Here is a 17,863-nt window from a genome sequence, read left to right on the forward strand (position 1 = left end):
CCGGCCCAAACGATCACACAGGCTAGAGGAGGCCCGCGACTTCCTCCGCGCCGGGCGTCACACCAGCGCCACCCCCGCCGGCTCCGGGGCGCCGTCCCGGTACAGCCAGGCCCGCTCGACGGCGGTCCAGGTGGTGGTGGTCAGCAGGTAGACCCCGGCCGCGAGCGGCACGAGGGCGGCGAACAGCACCGTGCCGAAGGACAGGTACGGCAGGAACGCCGACCCCGGCTGAGGCGGGGTGCCGCCCGGGGTCGCCTGCGCGGCCTGCGCGCGTCGGGCCCGCCGGAACCCGGCGTACGCCACCGCCGCCAGGCCCGCGTACAGCACGGCGAACACCGCCCACTGCCCCGCGCCCTGGGCCTGGCCCACGTGCAGGCCGAGCGGGGCGCCGAACAGGGTGTGGCCGAGCAGGTCGTTCGGCGTGGTGAACAGCCGGTACATCACCGAGAAGAACGGGATCTGCACCAGCATCGGCAGGCACCCCGCGAACGGCGAGGCCTTCTCCTCCCGGTACAGCTCGGCGAGCGCGGCCCGGAGCTTCTCCGGACGGCCCCGGTGGGTGCGGTTCAGCTCGGCGACCCGTGGCGCCAGCCGGGCGCGCGACTTCTCGCCGCGCGCCGCCGCCCGTGCCAGCGGGTGCAGCGCCAGCCGGACGCAGACGGTGAACAGGACGATCGCGAGTGCGGTCGGGACGAGGTGCGCGAGCGCGGCGACGACGTCGTGGGCCAGGCCGACGGCCGGGTCGAGGACAGCGAAAACGGACATGACGGGGCGAGCCCTCCGGGGTCTCGGGGTACGAGTGGTCGGCGGAGGACGGCCGCGCCGGGCGGCGTTCCGGGAAGGGACCGCTGCCGGGACTACGCGGCCGCCGGGGCCGCTCCCGGGGCCCTCGGACGTCGGCGGCCCCGGGCGTCGGGGTCACGCTGCGGCAGGAACGCCGTCCGGAACGCGCGCCTGCGCAGCATCCCGTCCCGCACGTTCGCGGGGGCCCGCGCCCCCAGCAGCCGCGCGACGACCAGCGCCCCCGCGACCGCCCCGGCCACCAGCAGTACGGCGGCCGCAGCCGCCACGGACGTCAGCGACCCGCCGCCCTCGGCGAGCCACTCCCCGCTCAGCACCCGGAGCACCCCGAGCAGCATCGCGACCACCGCCACGTCCCTGCCCTCCCGCCGTGCTCCGGATCCGTGCGTCAGCCCTGTCAGGGCGGAAGACGACCGGGCCCCGGCAGAGGTTCCCGCGTCAGGGGGTGTGCATGGCGCTGATCCACAGTTGGTTCGTCCCGTCCGCCTGCCCGGCGAAGCACACCGAGGTGCCGATCCGCTTGGCGGGGCCCGGCGAGTAGAAGCTCCCGCAGGCCAGGGGGAAGACGTGCGAAGGGTCGGGTGCGCCGGCGTGGAGGAAGCCGCTGAGGACGCCGTTGTCGCTGTACTTTCGCTCCGCCCACCCGGTGACCGGGAGGCTCCCCCGGAAATCGTCCAGCTCGGCCTGGGGCAGCCGGAACGCGAGGACGGCGAAGTCGTCCTGGAAGCCGTTCCGGTAGGCCCACCGGACGTCGGCCGCCGCCGTCGGCACCGCCACGTGCGCGAACCGGGACACCTCCTCCGAACCGACGGTCATCCACGCCCCCGGCCGCCCGCTGTCGGGCTTCGGATGGCGGAACTCGTAGTCCAGCCGGTAGAGCCCGGCCACCCCGGCGGCCGACAGCACGAAGAACGCCGCGAGCACACCGATGAGCAGCCGTCGGCGGGAACGCGGGGCCGTCGACGACGGGCGGGTCGTGGTGGTCACCGGGCCTCCCTCCCGAGGTCGGTACGTCCGCCCTCCTGGTCGCTGGACCGCTCACCCGTGCCCGCCGGTACGAGGGGCTCACCCTCACCGACCGTCCGGTTCGAGGGAGTGCTACTGCCGCCCAGGTCGTACTCCCGGGCCAGGCCCGTCTGGTGGAGTCCCTGCATGTCCGAGTCCGCGACGTTCACGCCGGCGATGTTCGTGCTCTTGCCGGTGTCCCAGTTGTACCGGTCCCACACATTGACCTGGTACTGCATCGATACGACAGGGTCGCCGCCGGGCCCGGGCCGCACCGTGACCACACCCGACACCACGCAGGCCTGACTGCCCACGGCGGTGAACCAGTTCGGCTGGCCGCCGGCCGGAAACGAGTAGTCGTTGTCGTCGTCGCGCGGAGTCTCCACCGGGACGGCGACCGGAGCGCCTCCCGACGTCCGGTAGGCGGCCAGGGCCGTCTCCCGCCACCGGGCGTCGTTCGCGGCGAGCAGGGTGTCCACGTGGCCGCGGAACCCCGGGTCGTCGCGCAGCATGCGGTCCACGTCCACGGCCAGCGGCTCACCGGTCGCGTCGAGGAAGTGCTGCAGATGACGGACCGCGTCCGTGTGGCCCGCGACGGTGCCACCGGCGAGGAGCAGGCCGGCGAACGCGCGGAACGATCGTTCGCCGGCCCCGGGCTCGCGGGTGTGGAACGGGCCCGCGCCGCTGTCCGGCGCCGACCACCGATAGGTCGGGTCCAGGACTCCGGCCTCGACGAGGCGGCCCGGTGCCAGCTCCATCAGCTGCGCGCGGACGGCGGGGTCCACCGTCGCCCACCAGGCCGGGACGTCCTCGCGGTCCTTCGGCATGCCGACCGCACCCATGACATCGGCCCTGGCGTTGTCCACGGCCCCCGGCCGGGTCGCCGGGTCGGCCTCGGCGGGGTCGAGGGCGCGGAGGGCGGCCGCGGCGGCGGTGTCGGCCTCGGTGGCGGCGGACACCGCTTTGCCGATGGCCTCGACGTACTGCTGGAGTTCGTCCCACCTCCGCCGCCGGTACGCCGTCGCATCGGGGTCGTTGCGGTCCTCGGGCGGCAGCGGCGGCAGCGTCACGGTGCCGTCGGCGGACACGGTGGCGCCGAGGGCCTCGGCGTCGCCGACGGCACGCAGCAGGTTCCGCCGGGCCCGCGCGAACGCCGATCCGGCGCGGCGCAGGGCGGCGGTGACGGCGAGCGCCTCGTAGTGGAAGACAGTGAGCCCGTCGGCGAGCAGGCCGATCTCACGGGTGGCCTCGTCGGCCGCGGCGCCGGTCCAGGCGCGGCTCCCGCCGGGGGCGAGGGAGCCGGGCGCGGCCCCGGTGAGCGGTTGCAGGACGCCGGAGCGTACCTGGCCGGCGATCTGCGCGGCGTGTCCGGCGACGCCGTTCCAGGTGTCGCCGGCCTTGTCCAAGGACTCGAACGAGGCGTGACGGAGCTGCGCGAAGGTCACCATGGCTCACGGCGCCCTGAACGCGACGGCGGAGGACGCGTCGGTCGACCGGTAGGCGGCGGCGGTGGCCTCCAGTCGGTCCGCGGTCATGCCGAGGCGGTCGTCGAGACTGCTCCACCGCGCCTTCCACCGGGCGAGCACCTGGGTGAGCGCGGCGCCGGAGTCGAAACCGTCGGCGGCCAGGGCCCGGGCGGCCGCGGCGGTGTCCGGTTCGGCGCGGCCGACGGCGGACCGCAACTCGCCCTGGAGACGGCGCGACGCCCCGGCCGCCCGGCGGAGCGCGGACGGCTCGACCCGGACCGGGACGCCGGCCGAGGGACCGTTCGCCCAGGGACCGGGGCCGCCGGCGGGACGCGGTACCCCGGCGGGCGGGCCGTCCCGGCCGCCGTACAGCCACGGATTCCGCTGTGCCTCGGTGGTGTCGGTCAAGATCAGAACCCCCAGCGTGATTGGCCGTGTTCGTACGGTAACCAAGGGGGCGGCTCCCGCGCGACCGATTTAAGGGGATCGGCGAGGGTGTAGCCGCCGGTGCTACACGGGGCTACCTTGGGAGGATGAAGACGATTACCCAGCGGGAGTTCCGGAACAACTCCGCCGCGGTGATGGACGCCGTGGAGGCGGGGGAGACCTTCCACATCACCAGGAACGGGGTCGAGGTCGCCGAGCTGCGGCCGGTCGCGGGGCGGCGCCGGCTCACGGCGGAGGAACTGGTGGCGCGGCACGTGAAGCTGCCGCGGGTGGACTACCAGCAGCTGCGCAAGGAGGCCGAGGAGTACTTCGGGCCGGAGGAGCTGGTCGGGGACGAGGACGGCGACCCGTTCGAGCGGCCGCGTGGCTGAGCGGCGACGGGCCTCCCGGCGGCGGCCGGCCGGGGTGCTGGACACCTGCGTCTACATCGACCTCGCCCTGCTCAGCCCGGCCGACCTGCCGGCCGTGCCGGAGCTGACCGCGATCACCTTCGCCGAGTTGCAGCAGGGCGTCTCGATGGCGCGCGACCCGGTCAGCCGGGCGGCCCGGATGGAGGTGCTGGGCGCGGCGATGGCGGACTTCGAACCGCTGCCGTTCGACGCGGCCGCCGCCGCCCGCTACGGCACCCTGGTGACCCTGACCATCGCCGCCGGCCGCCAGCCGCGCCCGCGCCGGATCGACCTGATGATCGCCGCGATCGCCTCCGCGCACGGCCTGCCGCTGTACACGCGCAACGTCGCGGACTTCAAGGGGCTGGGCTCGGCCGTCGAGGTCATCGGCGTCTGACCGGGTCAGGCTCCGCCCGTTCCTTCGAGGCCCGCCGCGCCGTCGCGTTCGATGCGGTCGGCGAGGGCGGCCGCGGCGAACGCGGCGGGCGGCTCGTCGCGCTCGCGCAGCACGACCACGTGCTTCCCGCCCGGCCCCACGGCGGCGACGACGGCCCAGCGAGGTCCGTCGGAGAGCCGGAGGAGCAGGCGACGGACGACGTGGTGGAGCCCCAGCACGAGGGCGACGGCGGCGACGATCACGAAGCCCAGCCCGTCGCTGACCGACCCGTGGGTGATGCTCCCGCGAAACGCTCTGCGCACGGCCCGGTACCTGCCGAGCCAGACCACCGCGATCCGCACCGGCTCCCCGCCGTCCGGGCCGACGACCTCCACGAACGTGTGCCGCTCACCCCGCTCGCCGCGCGCCCAGCACGCCCGCAGGGCCGCCGCCGACTCGGCCCGCGCGCGCTCCGCCCGCGCCGCGTCGGTCGCCGCCGCCCGCCGCTCGAACTCGGCTGTCCACTCCCGCTCCCGGCGCCGTTGCTCCTCCCGGGCGGCGCGCTCGTCGATGGCGTCGGTCATCGGCTGCTCCCCGGGGTGGTGAGGGCGGCGGTGCCGTCGCGTTCGATGCGGTCGGCGAGGGTGGCCGCGGCGATCAGGGCCTGCTTGCGGCGCCGGGTGCGTTGGACGGCGGGGACGCCGTCGGCGGTGGCCAGGACGGCGTAGTGCGGGCGGCCGGTCAGCTCGATGAACAGCCAGCGGCCGGTGACGAGCAGCAGAAAGCCGAGCCCGACGGCCATCGCGAGTACGGCGCCGAGCCCCGAGGCGTCGGAGGCGAGGGCCGAGGCGTCGGGGCCCGGCCTGCGGCGGCGCTTCGGCTCGGCCGTGGGCCGCGCGGGCTTCGGTTTCGGGACGGCGCCGGGGACGTCGAGCCGGACGACGGAGAGGTGGACGGCCGTGCGGTCCGGCCCGGCCACCTCGACGTAGCCGGTGTAGGGGACGTTCTCGCCCCGGGCCCAGCTGCGGCGTTGCAGGGTCATCATGCGGGACCCGGGACGCCCGGCCTGCCCGGCACCGCCGGTCATCGCTTGCTCGCGGTGGCCGGTGCTGGGATGTAGAGGGCGGCGGTGCCGTCGCGTTCGATGCGGTCGGCGAGGGCGGCCGCGGCGATCAGGGCCTGCTTGCGCCGCCGGGTGCGTTGGACGGCGACGGGGACGCCGTCGGCGGTGGCCAGGACGGCGTAGTGCGGGCGGCCGGTCAGCTCGATGAACAGCCAGCGGAGGGCGAGGGCCAGGAGCAGCAGGGCGCCGCCGATCTCCGACAGCACGGTGAGGAGCCCGAGGAGGCCGACGACGAAGCGATTGCGGGACTCGCGCTTGTCGAGCTCCCCGTCGGCGGGCAGGCCGGCGCCGACCCAGACGACCCGCAGGCCCACCGGCCGGCCGTCCGGGGTGGTCACCGTGACGGGGGTCCAGTGGATGTTCTCGCCCCGGGCCCAGCTGCGGCGCTGCCGGGCGACGGCGCCGGCCCGGGCCCGCCGCTCGTGCTCCGCACTGTCCGTCAGGCCCTGCTGGTACCGCTCCCCCCAGGTCTGCATGGGGTGCAGCGTAGACGAACGGGGGCGCGGGGCGGCAGGGCGGCGGGCCGAGTTCAGCGGAGTTCAGCGGCGGGCCGGGCCGGCGGGCCGGGGTCGGCCGGGGGTCAGCCGAGGCGGACGGTCGTGCCGGTGGCGGCGGAGGCGCGGGCGGCCTCCAGGACGTCGAGGGTGGCGACGGCGTCGCGCGGGTCGACCGGGGGCGGGGTGCCGGGGGCGGCCAGGGCGGCGGCGACTCCGGCGTAGAAGGCGGGGTAGTCGCCGGGGTCGGTGGGCACGGTGACCGTCGACTCGTCGGTGCCGAGCACGCCGTCGCGGGCCGGGTCCTCGGCGCCCCAGGGGGTCGCGGCGTCGGGGCGCAGGCCGGACCGCAGGGCGGCCTCCTGCGGGTCCATGCCGGACTTGACGTACCCGGCGGTGTCGCCGAGGACCCGCAGGTGCGGGCCGACGAGCGGGGCGAGGGCACTGGTCCACAGGTGGGAGCGGGTGCCGTTGGCGTGGGTGAGGGCGAGGAAGGCGTCGTCGTCGACCACCGCGCCGTCGCGCCGGACGTCGATCTCGGCGTACACCGTCTCGACCGGCCCGAAGAGCGTGAGCGCCTGGTCGACGAGGTGGCTGCCCAGGTCGTAGAGGGTGCCGCCGACCTCGGCCGGGTCGGCGAGCTCGCGCCAGCCGGGCTTGGGCTTGGGGCGGAAGCGCTCGAAGCGGGACTCGAAGCGGTGCACCCGGCCGAGCGCGCCCTCGCGGACCAGCCGGGCGGCGGTGAGGAAGTCGCCGTCCCAGCGGCGGTTCTGGAAGACCGTGAGCAGGGTGCCGCTCGCCTCGGCGAGCGCGCAGAGCGCGGCCGCCTCGGCGGCGGTGCCGGCCAGCGGCTTGTCGACCACGGTGGCCAGCCCGGCGGCCAGCGCGGCGCGGGTGAGCGGGGCGTGGGTGCGGTTGGGGGAGGCGATGACGACCAGGTCGAGCGCCTCCGGGTCGGCGAGCAGCTGCTCGGGCGTGTCGACGGCGCGCGCCCCGGGGTGCTCGCGCCGCAGCTGCTCCCGGCGCTCCGGGTTGGCGGTGACCACGGCGTCCAGCCGGAGTCCGGGGGTGGTGGCGATGAGCGGGGCGTGGAAGGCGGAACCGGCCAGGCCGTAGCCGATCAGACCGACGCGGAACGGCGGGCGGGTACCGGAGGGGGTGGCCGGCGGGACGGGGCGCGCGGAGGTCGTCATGCGCCCTACTCAACCACGGCGCGCCCGCTCTGCCCCGGTTTCGGCGCCGCCGCGGGGGCGGGTCCTCGGCCGGGGCGCGCGGGGCCGGATGCGTGCCGCCGCCGCGGTGGGGGACGCGGCGGCGTGGCGTTCACGGTAGCCGGGCCGGGCGGTGCTGCCGAGGGGCGGCACCGCTGTTAGGGGCGCCTTAAGGAGCCCTTGAGGAGGCCATGACGACCGGCTGCGTCGGGCCCGGGGGTTCCTCCCCGCACGGAGGACCCCCGGTGCGCTCAGACCAGGTCGACCAGGTCGGCGATCGACTCGACGACCCGGGTCGGCCGGTAGGGGAAGCGCTCCACGTCCTCCGCCTGGGTCAGACCGGTGAGGACGAGGAAGGTCGACATGCCCGCCTCCATGCCGGAGACGATGTCGGTATCCATGCGGTCGCCGATCATCGCGCTGTTCTCGGAGTGGGCGCCGATGGCGTTCAGCCCGGCCCGCATCATCAGCGGGTTGGGCTTGCCGACGAAGTACGGCTCCACCCCGGTGGCCTTGGTGATGAGGGCGGCCACCGCCCCGGTGGCCGGGAGCGCGCCCTCGGCGGACGGCCCGGTCTCGTCGGGGTTGGTGGCGATGAAGCGGGCGCCCGCGTCGATGAGCCGGACGGCCTTGGTCATCGCCTCGAAGGAGTAGGTCCGCGTCTCGCCGAGGATCACGAAGTCGGGGTCCGTGTCGGTGAGGACGTAGCCGACGTCGTGGAGCGCCGTGGTCAGGCCGGCCTCGCCGATGACGTAGGCGGTGCCGCCGGGCCGCTGGTCCTCCAGGAACTTGGCGGTCGCCAGCGCCGAGGTCCAGATGTGCTCGACGGGGACGTCGAGACCCATCCGGGCCAGCCGGGCGTGCAGGTCGCGCTGGGTGTAGATCGAGTTGTTCGTGAGGACCAGGAACGGCTTGCCGGAGTCGCGCAGCCGCTTCAGGAAGGTGTCGGCCCCGGGGATCGGCACGCCCTCGTGGATGAGGACGCCGTCCATGTCGGTCAGCCAGGAATCGATCGGCTTGCGCTCTCGCTCTGCCACGTGGGTGTCTCCTACGTCTTGCGATGGTTCTGAACGATCTCGTGCATCGCTCCGGACCGGACACCGGTGGCCGGCCGGGCGCCGCTCGGCTGCCCCAACGTGGACCAGCGTAGTCGTCCCTCCCCGCGCCTCCCAGAGCCCGCCCACAGCGCGGACCGGCCCGGCCCGGGGCCGGGGCGCCGGCGTCGCCGGTGGCCCGTCAGGGACCGGTCGGGTGGTGGCCCGGCGCCGGCGCGACCATGCCGGCGGGGGCGGCCGCCGGGTCGTCGACGCCGAAGTCGGAGGCCGGGTCGGCCGGGGTCCCGTCGCCCCCGGAGCTCCCGCTTCTGCTCGGCGTAGGGAGATCGTCGCGGGCCCCGTCCGGTTGCTCTAGCCTCGGGGCTGCTGTTGCGGGCCCTTTCCTGGCCGTCGGCCGGGAACAGGGCCCGTTCGCTGTGGGCGTCGGGGAGGACGGATGGGCAGCGCGGGGGAGTCGGCGGGGGAGCCGGGGGAGAAGCGGGTCACCTGGGCGGAGTTGTACTTCGACCTGGTGTTCGTGTTCGCGATCACGCAGGTGTCGGGACTGCTGCACCACCACCACGACTGGGCGGGGATCGGCCGGGCGCTGGTGGTGTTCGTGCCGGTGTACTGGTGCTGGGTGGGGACGACCGTGCAGGCGAACATCCGGGACGTGGACACCGCGCGGGACCGGCTCGGGATCCTCGCGGTCGGGCTGACCGGGCTGGTCATGGCGCTCGCCGTGCCCGGGGCGTACGAGGGGCGTGGGGTGCTGCTCGGGGCCGGGTACTGGGCGGCCAGGATCGTGCTGCTGCTCCTGCTGGTGCGGATCCCGGGGGTGTGGCGCGGGCCGTACGGGGTGGGGGTGCTGGTCAGCGGGCCGCTGCTGGTGGCGGGCGGGCTGCTGCCGGAGGGGGCGCGAGTGTGGCTCTGGGCGCTGGCGGCGCTCTGTGACCTGTCCGCGCCGGTGGTGTTCCGCCGCAAGCTGGCGAACGTCGCGTACCACCCGGCGCACATGCCGGAACGGTTCGCCCTGTTCCTGCTGGTCGCGCTCGGCGAGTCGATCGTCGGGATCGGCGCCACCGCGGCGGCGGCCCGCCTCGACGCGGCCGAACTCATCGCCGTCACCGCCGCGTTCACCATCTCGGCGGGGCTCTGGTGGCAGTACTTCGTCTACGCGGCCGACGCCATGAGCTACGCCGTCGCCGTCGCCGACTCGCGCCGGGACGTCGTGCGCCGGGTGTTCCAGTACGGGCACCTGGCGCTGGCCGCAGCCGTGATCGCGGTGGCGGTCGGCTTCGGCGAGACGGTGGCGGATCCGCGCCGGGCGCTCGGCGCGGGCTCGGTGGCGCTGCTGTACGGGGGCTGCGGACTGTACCTGCTGACCTTCGGCTACACCCGCTGGATGATGTTCCGCTCGGTGGCGACGACCCGGATCGGGGCGGCGGCGGTGGTGCTGGCGCTCGCGCCGCTGATGGTGCGGTGGCCGGCGATCACCGCGCTGGTCTCGCTCGCGGTGGTGCTGGTCGCGCTGAACGTGGTCGAGCACCTGCGGGTGGCGCGGACGGCGGCCCGCGAGGTGGTCGGGGAGCCGGTTGTCGGTGGGTCTGTGTAGCGTTCGGGATGAAAGAGGGCGTACGGCGCGAGGGGCGCGATACGTCCGCGGGTCGGGGCGGTGCCGCGGTGAGCGGCCGCCCGGTGGGAGGTAGAGGTCGTCGTGACGGACACGGTCGAGGCGGGGACGGTCGAGGCGAACGTGGGCGAGGTGGAAGCGGGCGCCGGCCTGGAACTGCCGGAGTCCTGGCGGGAGGTGCTGGGCGCCGAGACGGAGAAGCCGTACTTCGCCGAGCTGGCGGCCTTCGTGGCGGCCCAGCGCGCGGAGCACCAGGTCTTCCCGCCGAGCGGGCAGGAGTTCTCCGCGCTGGAGGCGACGCCGTACGAGAAGGTCCGGGTGCTCGTCCTCGGGCAGGACCCGTACCACGACGACGGCCAGGCGCACGGCATGAGCTTCTCGGTGCTGCCGGGCACCAAGACGCCGCCGTCGCTGCGCAACATCTTCAAGGAGCTGGACGCCGACCTCGGTGTCCCGGCGCCGGACAACGGCTACCTGATGCACTGGGCCGAGCAGGGCGTGCTGCTGCTCAACGCGGTGCTCACGGTGCGCGCGCACGAGGCCAACTCGCACAAGGCCAAGGGCTGGGAGAAGTTCACCGACGCGGTGATCAAGGCGGTGAGCGCGCGCGAGGAGCCGGTGGTCTTCGTGCTCTGGGGCAACTACGCCAAGAAGAAGCTGCCGCTGATCGACACCGGGAAGCACGTGGTGGTCCAGGGCGCGCACCCGTCGCCGCTGTCCGCCAAGCTGTTCTTCGGCAGCCGGCCGTTCTCGCAGATCAACACCGCGCTGGACGGCTTCGGCGTCGACCCGATCGACTGGCGGATCCCGGACCTCAAGCAGGCCTGAGCCGCGTCGTCCCCCCACCCGGCCTGACGGAGCGTCTGCCGGGCTGCGAGCGCCCGCCGTTCACTCGGAGATGGACGGCGGGCGGTGCTCCGGTGTGCCAAGCTGGGGGCCGGACCGGGTCGGGGGAGGGGCGTAGGTGCGCCGAGTAGGGCGAGGGGCGGGGTTCCGGCTGGCCGTGGGGGCGGCTCTGCTGGGACTGGTGGCGGGTGTCACGGGGTGCTCGGGGGGAAGCTCCGGGGGGAACACCGGCGGCGCCCAGGGTGCGTCCGGCGGCGGGAGTCCGACGGGGGCGTCGACCGCGCCGGCAGCGCCGGCCGGGGCGGGTGACGGCATGCTGCCGCAGCTCCCCGGCCAGGCCTTCTACGTCTCCGATCAGACCTCCGTCGCCCGCCAGGCGGCCGCCCTGCGCGGCCAGGGCCGTACGGCCGAGGCCGACACCCTGCTGCGGATCGCCGCCCAGCCGTCCTCGCAGTGGCTCGGCGACCAGGAGGCCCGGGGCATCGCCGACCAGGTGAGCCGCCGGGCCGCCGGGGCCGACCGCACGCCGGTCTTCGTCGCCTACAACATCCCGCACCGGGACTGCGGCCTCTACTCGGCCGGCGGCGCGTCCGACGCCGCCGCGTACCGAGCCTGGATCACGGGCGTGGCGGAGGCGATCGGCGACCGCCGGGCCTGGGTGGTGCTGGAGCCGGACGCGATCGCGCACACCCTGGACACCTGCGGGGTCAAGGGCGATGCCGCCGCCGAGCGGTACGGCCTGCTGGCCTTCGCCGTCCAGGAGTTGAAGAAGCGCCCGCAGGTGCGGGTCTACCTGGACGCGGGCAACCCCGGGTGGACGCCGGACCCGTCCACGCTGGCCGAGGCGCTGCGCAGGTCGGGGATCGCGGCGGCCGACGGCTTCGCGGTGAACGTCTCCAACTTCTTCACCACCGAACGCAACGCGACGTACGGGGCGCAGCTGTCCGCGCTGCTGGACGGCAAGCACTTCGTCGTCGACACCAGCCGCAACGGCAACGGCCCGCTGGACGCCGAGGCGTGGTGCAACCCGCCCGGCCGCGCGCTCGGGGCGCCGCCCACGACCGAGACCGGGCGGCCCGGCGTCGACGCCTACCTGTGGATCAAGAACCCGGGCGAGTCGGACGGCGAGTGCGGCCGCGGCGAGCCGCGGGCCGGCGAGTTCTGGCTCCCGTACGCGCTGGGGCTGGCGACGGCCGGCGGCACCGGTACCGCGGGCTGACGGGCTTCGCCGCTCAGGTGCTCAGGGGGTGACCTGGATCCAGCGGGCCTCCGAAGGGGTGCCGGCGGTGTCCGTGACGAAGAGCAGGTACCAGCCCGGCGGCAGCAGGTTCGCATTGGCGGGCAGGGTGAGCGCGAGGCCGTCCGCCGTGCGCGCGGTGATGTCCAGGGCCACCGAGCGCTGCTCGACGTCGGTGGCGTGGGTGACCGAACTCGGCCGGACCAGTTTGGCGGTGGCGATGCCGTCCGGGGCCGGAGCGGTCACCTGGACGGTGCTGCCGAGCTTGGCGGCGGCCGGGGCGCCGGTCAGCCGCGGCCGCTCGCCGTGGAACAGGTAGGGCGGGCTGTAGATCTCGATCCGCTGCTCGAAGGTGCCCGGTTCGGTGCCCGCCTTGTCGTTGAAGAGCGGGTCGGAGCCGAGCACCGCCACCCGGCCGTCGGGCAGCAGCAGGGCCTCGGAGTGGTAGTTCCGGCCGACGGTCGGCTCGGCGGCGGTGGTGAAGGTGTTGGTGTCCGGGTGATAGGTCTGCGCCTTGAGCAGGTCGCTGCGGTGCTTGCCCCGGTAGTCGCGTGAGCCGCCGGTGGTGAAGACGGTGTCGTCGGGCAGGATCACGCTGTTGAGGTACCGGGTGCCGCCGGCCGGCAGGTCGGGGCCGGGGGTGAACGCGGGCTGCGCGGCGGTGAGGTCGGCGATGTCCGTGCGGGCCGTGGAGAGCGGGGACTCGCCGACGCCCCCGCCGCCGAGCACCATCACCTTCTGCGCCTGCGCGGGCGGCAGCAGGACGGAGGAGGACGTCTCGGTGAGCTCCGGGTCGCGCAGGCCGGGGACGGGGTGGAAGCTGTTGTCGGCGAGGTCCCAGAGCCCGGGCTCGCGGCCCTTGTCGGCGGGGCCGTAGCCGGCGTTCGAGCCGGAGTAGAAGAGCCTGCCGGACGCGGTGAGGAAGATCGACGGGTAGGTCGGGAAGTAGCGGTCGGGCGCCTTGGACCAGGTCTTGCGCGCCGGGTCGTAGATCTCGTTGTCGTTGCCGCTGAGGATCTGGCCGGTGTCGTCCAGCCCGGAGACGGTGACCACCCGGCCGTCGCCCAGGCCGGTCAGCGTCGGGTACCAGCGGGCGTAGGCCATGTCGGTGACCTGCTCGTACAGCTCGGTGTCCGGGTTGAACTCGAAGGCGGCGCGGATGCCCTGGTAGTCCTGCTTCTCCAGGGTCATCCGGTCGGCCATGCCGTAGACGTTCCGGGCGTCGGCGCCGGTCAGGCCCTTGATCGTGTACTGGGCGGGGGAGTCCAGCACCGAGTCCGGGCCGGGGGCCACCGCCTCGGCGAACACCCTCGTCTCGCCGGCCTTGACGACGGTCGCGGTGCCCGCGCCGGTCTTGGTCGCGGCGGGGACGGTGACATCGGCGGTGGAGACGTACTCGCGGCCGTCGGGCGCGCGGAAGACGGTGCCCCGGGGGAGGCTGCGGGCGGCGTCCGGGTCCTCGTTGCGGATCCGCATGGTGCCGGCGGCCTTCTTCACCGCGCCGTCCAGCGCCTCGTAGCGGCGGGTGCCGCCGGCCACCAGCATCCGGCCGTCGGGCAGCGCGGTGTGGCCGCCGCAGAACATGTCGGCGGGGGTGGGGACGTTCTTGTAGGTGTTGGCGACCGGGTCCCAGAGCAGGCTCCTGAAGGTGCCGGCGTCGAAGTTCTTCTGGTTGTTGCCGGAGCCGGCGATGATCAGGACCTTGCCGGTGCGCAGCAGGGCGGCGTGGATGGCGTTGATCCGGAACTCGGCGGGGAGGACCAGGGTCTGCCAGTGGCCGTACTCCGCCTTGTAGGCGGGGCGGTTGATCGCGTAGTGGTGGTACTGGTCGGTGGCGAAGCCGAGGACGGCGGGTGCGTTCATCCCGGCCACGGTGAGGGCGACGGTGCTGCCGAGGGCGAAGCGCCGGGTGCGGCCGGTGTGGCGGATCTTCACGTGGTTCGTCATCCCCTCGTGGCGGGTGTGGCTTCGGGCTCGGATGCGGAGGTGGCCCCGGGCTCGGCCCCTGGCTCGGATGCGGGCTCGGACGTGGGAGCCGGGGTGGCGGTCGCTCCGGCCGGGGTGAGGGTGAGGGTGGAGACGGGCCGGGCCCGGCGGCGGCGCACGGCGTCCGCGGCGAGCAGCAGCATCGGCAGCAGGCTGAGGAAGAGGGCCAGACAGGCCCAGGTACGCATGGCGACGTGGTCGTGGCCGGTGCGGAAGGAAGCCGCGACGGCGCCGCCGAACACCAGCGCCCAGAACAGGTGCAGCCGGAAGGTGGCCGGCCCGTCGGGACTCGTCGACGCGCCCTTCGGTGTCACCACGAACCGGCTGGGGATGCGCAGGAGGGTCTGCAGAAACGATGCTGCGTAGATCGGACCGCACAGCGCCGACATCACCATGCCCGCCACACCCGAGGAACCCGCCGGCTCGTGCGGGCTCACGTTGTGCTTGCGGTTCCAGGTGTAGAGCAGCATCTGCAGCGCGGCCGCGTCGCTGTAGAGCGCCATCCAGAGCTCCGACGACACATGGACGCCCGATGCGCCGAACCCCAGGTAGAGCACGCTGGACACCCCGCCGAGCAGCCAGGTCAGCGCCGCCATCGGGTAGAAGGAGACCAGCAGCGTGTAGTTCAGCAGCCGCCCCGGCGACAGCCCCCATGCCACCCGCCAGTACTGGGTCAGCAGGGTCTCGTAGGTGCCCCGGCTCCAGCGCAGCTGCTGGGAGAAGAAGTCCGTCCAGGAGGACGGCCCCTCGCCGATGGCCAGCACGTCCGGCGTGTAGACCGACTTCCACCGCGCGCCGGTGGCCGGGTTGCGGCGCCGGTGGAACTCCAGGCCGGTGGCCATGTCCTCGGTGACCGAGTCGTACAGCCCGCCGATCGAGCGCAGCGCCTCCAGCCGGACGGCGTTGTTGGTGCCGACGAACATCGGTGCGCCGTAGCGGTTGCCGGCCCGCTGGACCAGGGCGTGGAAGAGGTACTGCTGGCTCTCCGAGAACTTGGTGACCACCGAGCCCGAGCTGCGGTAGTTCCCGTACACCTGCGGGCCGACCACGAAGGCCACATCGGGGTCGCGGAAGTAGCCGAGCATGCGCTCGCAGAACTCGGGCAGCGGCACGTGGTCGGTGTCCACCGAGATCCAGAAGTCGTAGTCGGCGCCGTACGCCTGGAGCCAGCTGTTGTAGTTGCCGTGCTTGGTCCGGGCGCGGAACCGGCCCTTGGGCGTGTTCCACTGCGGGATGTCGTCCCGGCTGAAGTGGCGCACGCCCAGCTGATCGCAGAGCTCGCGCATGTCGGGATCGTTCCCCTCGTCCAACAGCCAGACCTGGTAGGGGCCGTCGTGCCGGACGGCCAGCGCGGCGGTGAGCGTGGCGCGCACCATCTCGGGCGGTTCCTTGCCCGGAACGAAGGTGGTGAGGAACGCGACCCGGGTGCCGCGTTCGGGCGTCACCGGGACAGGGTCACGGGCGGTGAGCGTCGCATGGGCGTTGGAGACGACGTTGACCAGCCGGAACGCCTCGACCACGGCGATGATCCCGATCATCACCTTGTCGCCGACCAGCAGCCAGGTGTCGGTCTCGCCGGGCCGGGCCGGCCAGTGGCCCGGTTGGAGCAGCCAGACCAGCAGGACGCCCTCGACCAGCGGCGCGGCCAGTAGGAGCAGCGCGGCCCGGATCCGGTGCGGTTCGCGGCTCAGCAGGCTTCGGTACCGCACCCGGTACGGCTCGTCCGGCGCGGGGTCCTCGACCTCGCGGCCGGCGAGGCGGCTGAAGTAGGCGTAGTCGTAGGGGGCTTCGGGAACGGCGATCGGTTCCTGCGCGGCGCCCGGAGCGGGTGGTTCCGCGTCCTTCGCCCGACGCGAGAACGGCCCGGCCATGTGCGCTCCCCCCGTGGCCGGCCGCGCGGACCCGCCTTTCGTGCGTGCTCCGACCAGGGGTGTGCGACCTGGTGCGCCGCACAGGTGCACGGCGGCGGACCGGTCCCCCGGAGCCCTGCCTCCGATGCCGGGCCGCTGTCCGGCGAACCGCTCCGATTCCGGTACTTCGGCGCGTCCGGTGATGTCGGACCGTCAATCGTCGGAATGTGCACGATCGATGGTGGTGCGTGGTGGTGGAACGGCGTCGAAAGCGGGATCCCCGTAGCAGCCCCGGACTCCCTTCCGGGGCGCCGGGATCCCCGGGCTTCCCCCACTGTCGCGGAGGGGCCGCCCGATTGCAACCGGTCCGAAGGGCGATCGGTGTGGAGGCCGGTGAATCCGGTGAATCCCGGCCAATCGCGGGCGTGTCGGTGCTATAGGGGGTGAATCGCGTTTCGGCGCCTCCGGATTGTTCGAATGTGCGTGTGGTTCAACGGGCGGACCGAGCCGGCGGCAGCAGGGCGGCCCCGGTTGCCGCCCGCACCTCGTCGACGGTGACTCCGGGTGCCGTCTCGACCAGCCGCAACCCCTCCGGCGTCACGTCGATCACCGCGAGGTCGGTGACGATCCGGTCCACAACGCCCCGGCCGGTGGCGGGAAGTGAGAGCCGCTCGACGATCTTCGGCGAACCGTCCCGCGCCGTGTGCTCCATCACGACGATCAGCCGCCGGGCGCCGTGCACCAGGTCCATGGCGCCGCCCATGCCCTTGACGGTCTTGCCCGGGATCATCCAGTTGGCGAGGTCCCCGGTGGCCGAGACCTGCATCGCGCCGAGAACCGAGACGTCGATCCGACCGGCCCGGACCATGCCGAAGGAGAACGCGGAGTCGAAGGACGAGGCCCCGGCCGCGAGTGTCACGGTCTCCTTCCCGGCGTTGATCAGGTCGGGGTGCTCGTCCCCGTCCGCCGGGTACGGGCCGACGCCCAGGAGACCGTTCTCGGAGTGCAGCACCACGTGGACGCCGGAAGGGAGGTGATCGGGGATCAGCGTGGGCAGGCCGATGCCCAGGTTGACGTACTGGCCGTCGCGCAGTTCGCGCGCCGCCCGGGCCGCGAGTGCGTTGCGCGCGTCGAGCGCGCGGGTGTCCGCGGGTCCGTAGGTGGCTGCGGCGCGGTCGGAGCGGTCGGCGTGGTCGGCGCGGCGGGTGTGGACGGTGCGGACGGTGCGCCGCTCGATCCGCCGGTCCCGCGGGTCGGCGGAGACGACCCGGTCGACGTACACCCCCGGCAGGTGGACGGCGTCCGGGTCCAACGTGCCAGGCTCGACGATCCGGTCCGCCTCGACCACGGTGATCCGCCCGGCCGTCGCGCAGAGCGGATTGAAGTTCCGGGCCGCGGTGTGGAACACGCAGTTGCCGTGCCGGTCCGCGACCTCCGCGCGGACCAGCGCGAAGTCCGCGGTGATGGCCTCCTCCAGCAGATAGCGCCGGCCGCCGAACTCCCGGACCGCCTTCGGCGGCGAAGCCACCGCGACCGATCCGTCCGCCGCGTACCGCCACGGCAGTCCGCCCTCCTCGACCTGGGTGCCGATCCCGGCGGGAGTGAAGAACGCGGGGATCCCCGCGCCACCGGCCCGCAGCCGCTCGGCGAGCGTGCCCTGCGGCGTCAGCTCCACCTCCAGCTCGCCGGAGAGGTACTGCCGTGCGAACTCCTTGTTCTCGCCGACGTAGGAGGAGGTCATCCGGGCGATCCGCCCGGCCCGCAGGAGCAGCCCCAGCCCCCAGTCGTCCACCCCGCAGTTGTTCGACACCACCCGCAGCCCGGTGGTGTCGGTGGCCGCGAGCGCGCCGATCAGCGTGCTGGGGATGCCGCAGAGGCCGAAGCCGCCGACCGCGAGCACCGCGCCGTCGGGGATGTCGCCGACCGCGTCGGCGGCGGAGTCCAGGACCTTGTCCAAGGTGTCAC

General features: G+C 74.1%; 18 protein-coding genes. 5 read left to right on the forward strand and 13 right to left on the reverse strand.

Annotated elements, in window-relative coordinates; genetic code table 11:
• Positions 1-57 precede the first annotated feature (57 nt).
• From ACFCLZ_RS24840 to ACFCLZ_RS24860, 5 genes are all read right to left on the reverse strand, one after another.
• On the reverse strand, positions 58-765 hold the full coding sequence (locus ACFCLZ_RS24840; protein WP_380279384.1) for a YidC/Oxa1 family membrane protein insertase: 708 nt from the start codon (positions 763-765) through the stop codon (positions 58-60).
• 92 nt (positions 766-857) lie between these two features.
• Positions 858-1,154: a DUF6412 domain-containing protein gene (locus ACFCLZ_RS24845; protein WP_380279385.1), complete on the reverse strand. Its 297-nt coding sequence runs from the start codon at positions 1,152-1,154 to the stop codon at positions 858-860.
• A gap of 85 nt (positions 1,155-1,239) precedes the next feature.
• Entirely contained in the window at positions 1,240-1,788 is a 549-nt protein-coding gene (locus tag ACFCLZ_RS24850; protein WP_380279386.1) for a hypothetical protein, read from the reverse strand.
• Positions 1,785-3,254 carry a hypothetical protein gene (locus ACFCLZ_RS24855; protein ID WP_380279388.1) on the reverse strand — a complete coding sequence of 490 codons (1,470 nt, stop codon included), beginning with the start codon at positions 3,252-3,254 and terminating at the stop codon, positions 1,785-1,787. Before ACFCLZ_RS24855 ends, ACFCLZ_RS24850 begins: the two co-directional genes overlap by 4 nt.
• 3 nt (positions 3,255-3,257) lie before the next feature.
• Entirely contained in the window at positions 3,258-3,680 is a 423-nt protein-coding gene (locus ACFCLZ_RS24860) for a hypothetical protein (RefSeq protein ID WP_380279390.1), read from the reverse strand.
• A 125-nt stretch (positions 3,681-3,805) separates the two neighbouring features.
• Here ACFCLZ_RS24860 and ACFCLZ_RS24865 point away from each other — a divergent pair, with 125 nt between their 5' ends.
• Positions 3,806-4,090, forward strand: a complete 285-nt coding sequence (locus ACFCLZ_RS24865) for a type II toxin-antitoxin system Phd/YefM family antitoxin (protein ID WP_380279392.1) — start codon at positions 3,806-3,808, stop codon at positions 4,088-4,090.
• The gene (locus ACFCLZ_RS24870; RefSeq protein WP_350544914.1) at positions 4,083-4,505 is read left to right on the forward strand and encodes a type II toxin-antitoxin system VapC family toxin; all 423 of its coding nucleotides are present in this window, start codon (positions 4,083-4,085) and stop codon (positions 4,503-4,505) included. Before ACFCLZ_RS24865 ends, ACFCLZ_RS24870 begins: the two co-directional genes overlap by 8 nt.
• Positions 4,506-4,510: 5 nt before the next feature.
• Here ACFCLZ_RS24870 and ACFCLZ_RS24875 read toward each other — a convergent pair whose 3' ends face one another.
• The 5 genes from ACFCLZ_RS24875 to ACFCLZ_RS24895 all read right to left on the reverse strand — a co-directional run bounded on the left by ACFCLZ_RS24875 (position 4,511) and on the right by ACFCLZ_RS24895 (position 8,304).
• Positions 4,511-5,068: a hypothetical protein gene (locus ACFCLZ_RS24875; RefSeq protein WP_380279394.1), complete on the reverse strand. Its 558-nt coding sequence runs from the start codon at positions 5,066-5,068 to the stop codon at positions 4,511-4,513.
• Positions 5,065-5,526, reverse strand: a complete 462-nt coding sequence (locus ACFCLZ_RS24880; RefSeq protein WP_380279396.1) for a hypothetical protein — start codon at positions 5,524-5,526, stop codon at positions 5,065-5,067. The genes ACFCLZ_RS24875 and ACFCLZ_RS24880 overlap by 4 nt, the downstream gene beginning before the upstream one ends.
• A 41-nt stretch (positions 5,527-5,567) precedes the next feature.
• On the reverse strand, positions 5,568-6,083 hold the full coding sequence (locus ACFCLZ_RS24885) for a hypothetical protein (RefSeq protein ID WP_380279398.1): 516 nt from the start codon (positions 6,081-6,083) through the stop codon (positions 5,568-5,570).
• A gap of 104 nt (positions 6,084-6,187) precedes the next feature.
• Positions 6,188-7,294: a Gfo/Idh/MocA family oxidoreductase gene (locus ACFCLZ_RS24890; RefSeq protein WP_380279400.1), complete on the reverse strand. Its 1,107-nt coding sequence runs from the start codon at positions 7,292-7,294 to the stop codon at positions 6,188-6,190.
• Positions 7,295-7,563: 269 nt separating this feature from the next.
• On the reverse strand, positions 7,564-8,304 hold the full coding sequence (locus tag ACFCLZ_RS24895) for an HAD-IIA family hydrolase (protein WP_380286271.1): 741 nt from the start codon (positions 8,302-8,304) through the stop codon (positions 7,564-7,566).
• Between the two features lie 499 nt (positions 8,305-8,803).
• Between ACFCLZ_RS24895 and ACFCLZ_RS24900 the strand changes: the two genes are divergently transcribed.
• The 3 genes from ACFCLZ_RS24900 to ACFCLZ_RS24910 all read left to right on the forward strand — a co-directional run bounded on the left by ACFCLZ_RS24900 (position 8,804) and on the right by ACFCLZ_RS24910 (position 12,044).
• The gene (locus ACFCLZ_RS24900; RefSeq protein WP_380279402.1) at positions 8,804-9,961 is read left to right on the forward strand and encodes a low temperature requirement protein A; all 1,158 of its coding nucleotides are present in this window, start codon (positions 8,804-8,806) and stop codon (positions 9,959-9,961) included.
• A gap of 168 nt (positions 9,962-10,129) precedes the next feature.
• On the forward strand, positions 10,130-10,807 hold the full coding sequence (locus ACFCLZ_RS24905; protein WP_380286272.1) for a uracil-DNA glycosylase: 678 nt from the start codon (positions 10,130-10,132) through the stop codon (positions 10,805-10,807).
• A gap of 331 nt (positions 10,808-11,138) precedes the next feature.
• Complete coding sequence (locus tag ACFCLZ_RS24910) at positions 11,139-12,044, forward strand: glycoside hydrolase family 6 protein (RefSeq protein ID WP_380279404.1); 906 nt, start codon at positions 11,139-11,141, stop codon at positions 12,042-12,044.
• 21 nt (positions 12,045-12,065) lie between these two features.
• On the opposite strand, the gene ACFCLZ_RS24915 is transcribed toward ACFCLZ_RS24910, so the two are convergent.
• The 3 genes from ACFCLZ_RS24915 to ACFCLZ_RS24925 all read right to left on the reverse strand — a co-directional run bounded on the left by ACFCLZ_RS24915 (position 12,066) and on the right by ACFCLZ_RS24925 (position 17,855).
• Positions 12,066-13,997, reverse strand: coding sequence for a galactose oxidase-like domain-containing protein (locus ACFCLZ_RS24915; protein ID WP_380286273.1), 1,932 nt, complete (start codon positions 13,995-13,997; stop codon positions 12,066-12,068).
• A gap of 8 nt (positions 13,998-14,005) precedes the next feature.
• Complete coding sequence (locus ACFCLZ_RS24920; RefSeq protein WP_380279405.1) at positions 14,006-15,919, reverse strand: glycosyltransferase family 2 protein; 1,914 nt, start codon at positions 15,917-15,919, stop codon at positions 14,006-14,008.
• A 469-nt stretch (positions 15,920-16,388) separates the two neighbouring features.
• On the reverse strand, positions 16,389-17,855 hold the full coding sequence (locus tag ACFCLZ_RS24925) for a 3-oxoacid CoA-transferase (RefSeq protein ID WP_380279407.1): 1,467 nt from the start codon (positions 17,853-17,855) through the stop codon (positions 16,389-16,391).
• Positions 17,856-17,863: the final 8 nt, after the last annotated feature.

It is taken from the genome of Kitasatospora purpeofusca (genome assembly GCF_042691725.1).
Lineage (GTDB): Bacteria > Actinomycetota > Actinomycetes > Streptomycetales > Streptomycetaceae > Kitasatospora > Kitasatospora purpeofusca_B.

Coding starts and splice junctions, on each gene's coding strand:
- ACFCLZ_RS24895 (WP_380286271.1), bottom strand. CDS start 8,304: ATGGACGGCGTCCTCATCCACGAGGGCGTGCCGATCCCCGGGGCCGAC.
- ACFCLZ_RS24840 (WP_380279384.1), bottom strand. CDS start 765: ATGTCCGTTTTCGCTGTCCTCGACCCGGCCGTCGGCCTGGCCCACGAC.
- ACFCLZ_RS24900 (WP_380279402.1), top strand. CDS start 8,804: ATGGGCAGCGCGGGGGAGTCGGCGGGGGAGCCGGGGGAGAAGCGGGTC.
- ACFCLZ_RS24890 (WP_380279400.1), bottom strand. CDS start 7,294: ATGACGACCTCCGCGCGCCCCGTCCCGCCGGCCACCCCCTCCGGTACC.
- ACFCLZ_RS24865 (WP_380279392.1), top strand. CDS start 3,806: ATGAAGACGATTACCCAGCGGGAGTTCCGGAACAACTCCGCCGCGGTG.
- ACFCLZ_RS24910 (WP_380279404.1), top strand. CDS start 11,139: ATGCTGCCGCAGCTCCCCGGCCAGGCCTTCTACGTCTCCGATCAGACC.
- ACFCLZ_RS24880 (WP_380279396.1), bottom strand. CDS start 5,526: ATGACCCTGCAACGCCGCAGCTGGGCCCGGGGCGAGAACGTCCCCTAC.
- ACFCLZ_RS24875 (WP_380279394.1), bottom strand. CDS start 5,068: ATGACCGACGCCATCGACGAGCGCGCCGCCCGGGAGGAGCAACGGCGC.
- ACFCLZ_RS24885 (WP_380279398.1), bottom strand. CDS start 6,083: ATGCAGACCTGGGGGGAGCGGTACCAGCAGGGCCTGACGGACAGTGCG.
- ACFCLZ_RS24855 (WP_380279388.1), bottom strand. CDS start 3,254: ATGGTGACCTTCGCGCAGCTCCGTCACGCCTCGTTCGAGTCCTTGGAC.
- ACFCLZ_RS24920 (WP_380279405.1), bottom strand. CDS start 15,919: ATGGCCGGGCCGTTCTCGCGTCGGGCGAAGGACGCGGAACCACCCGCT.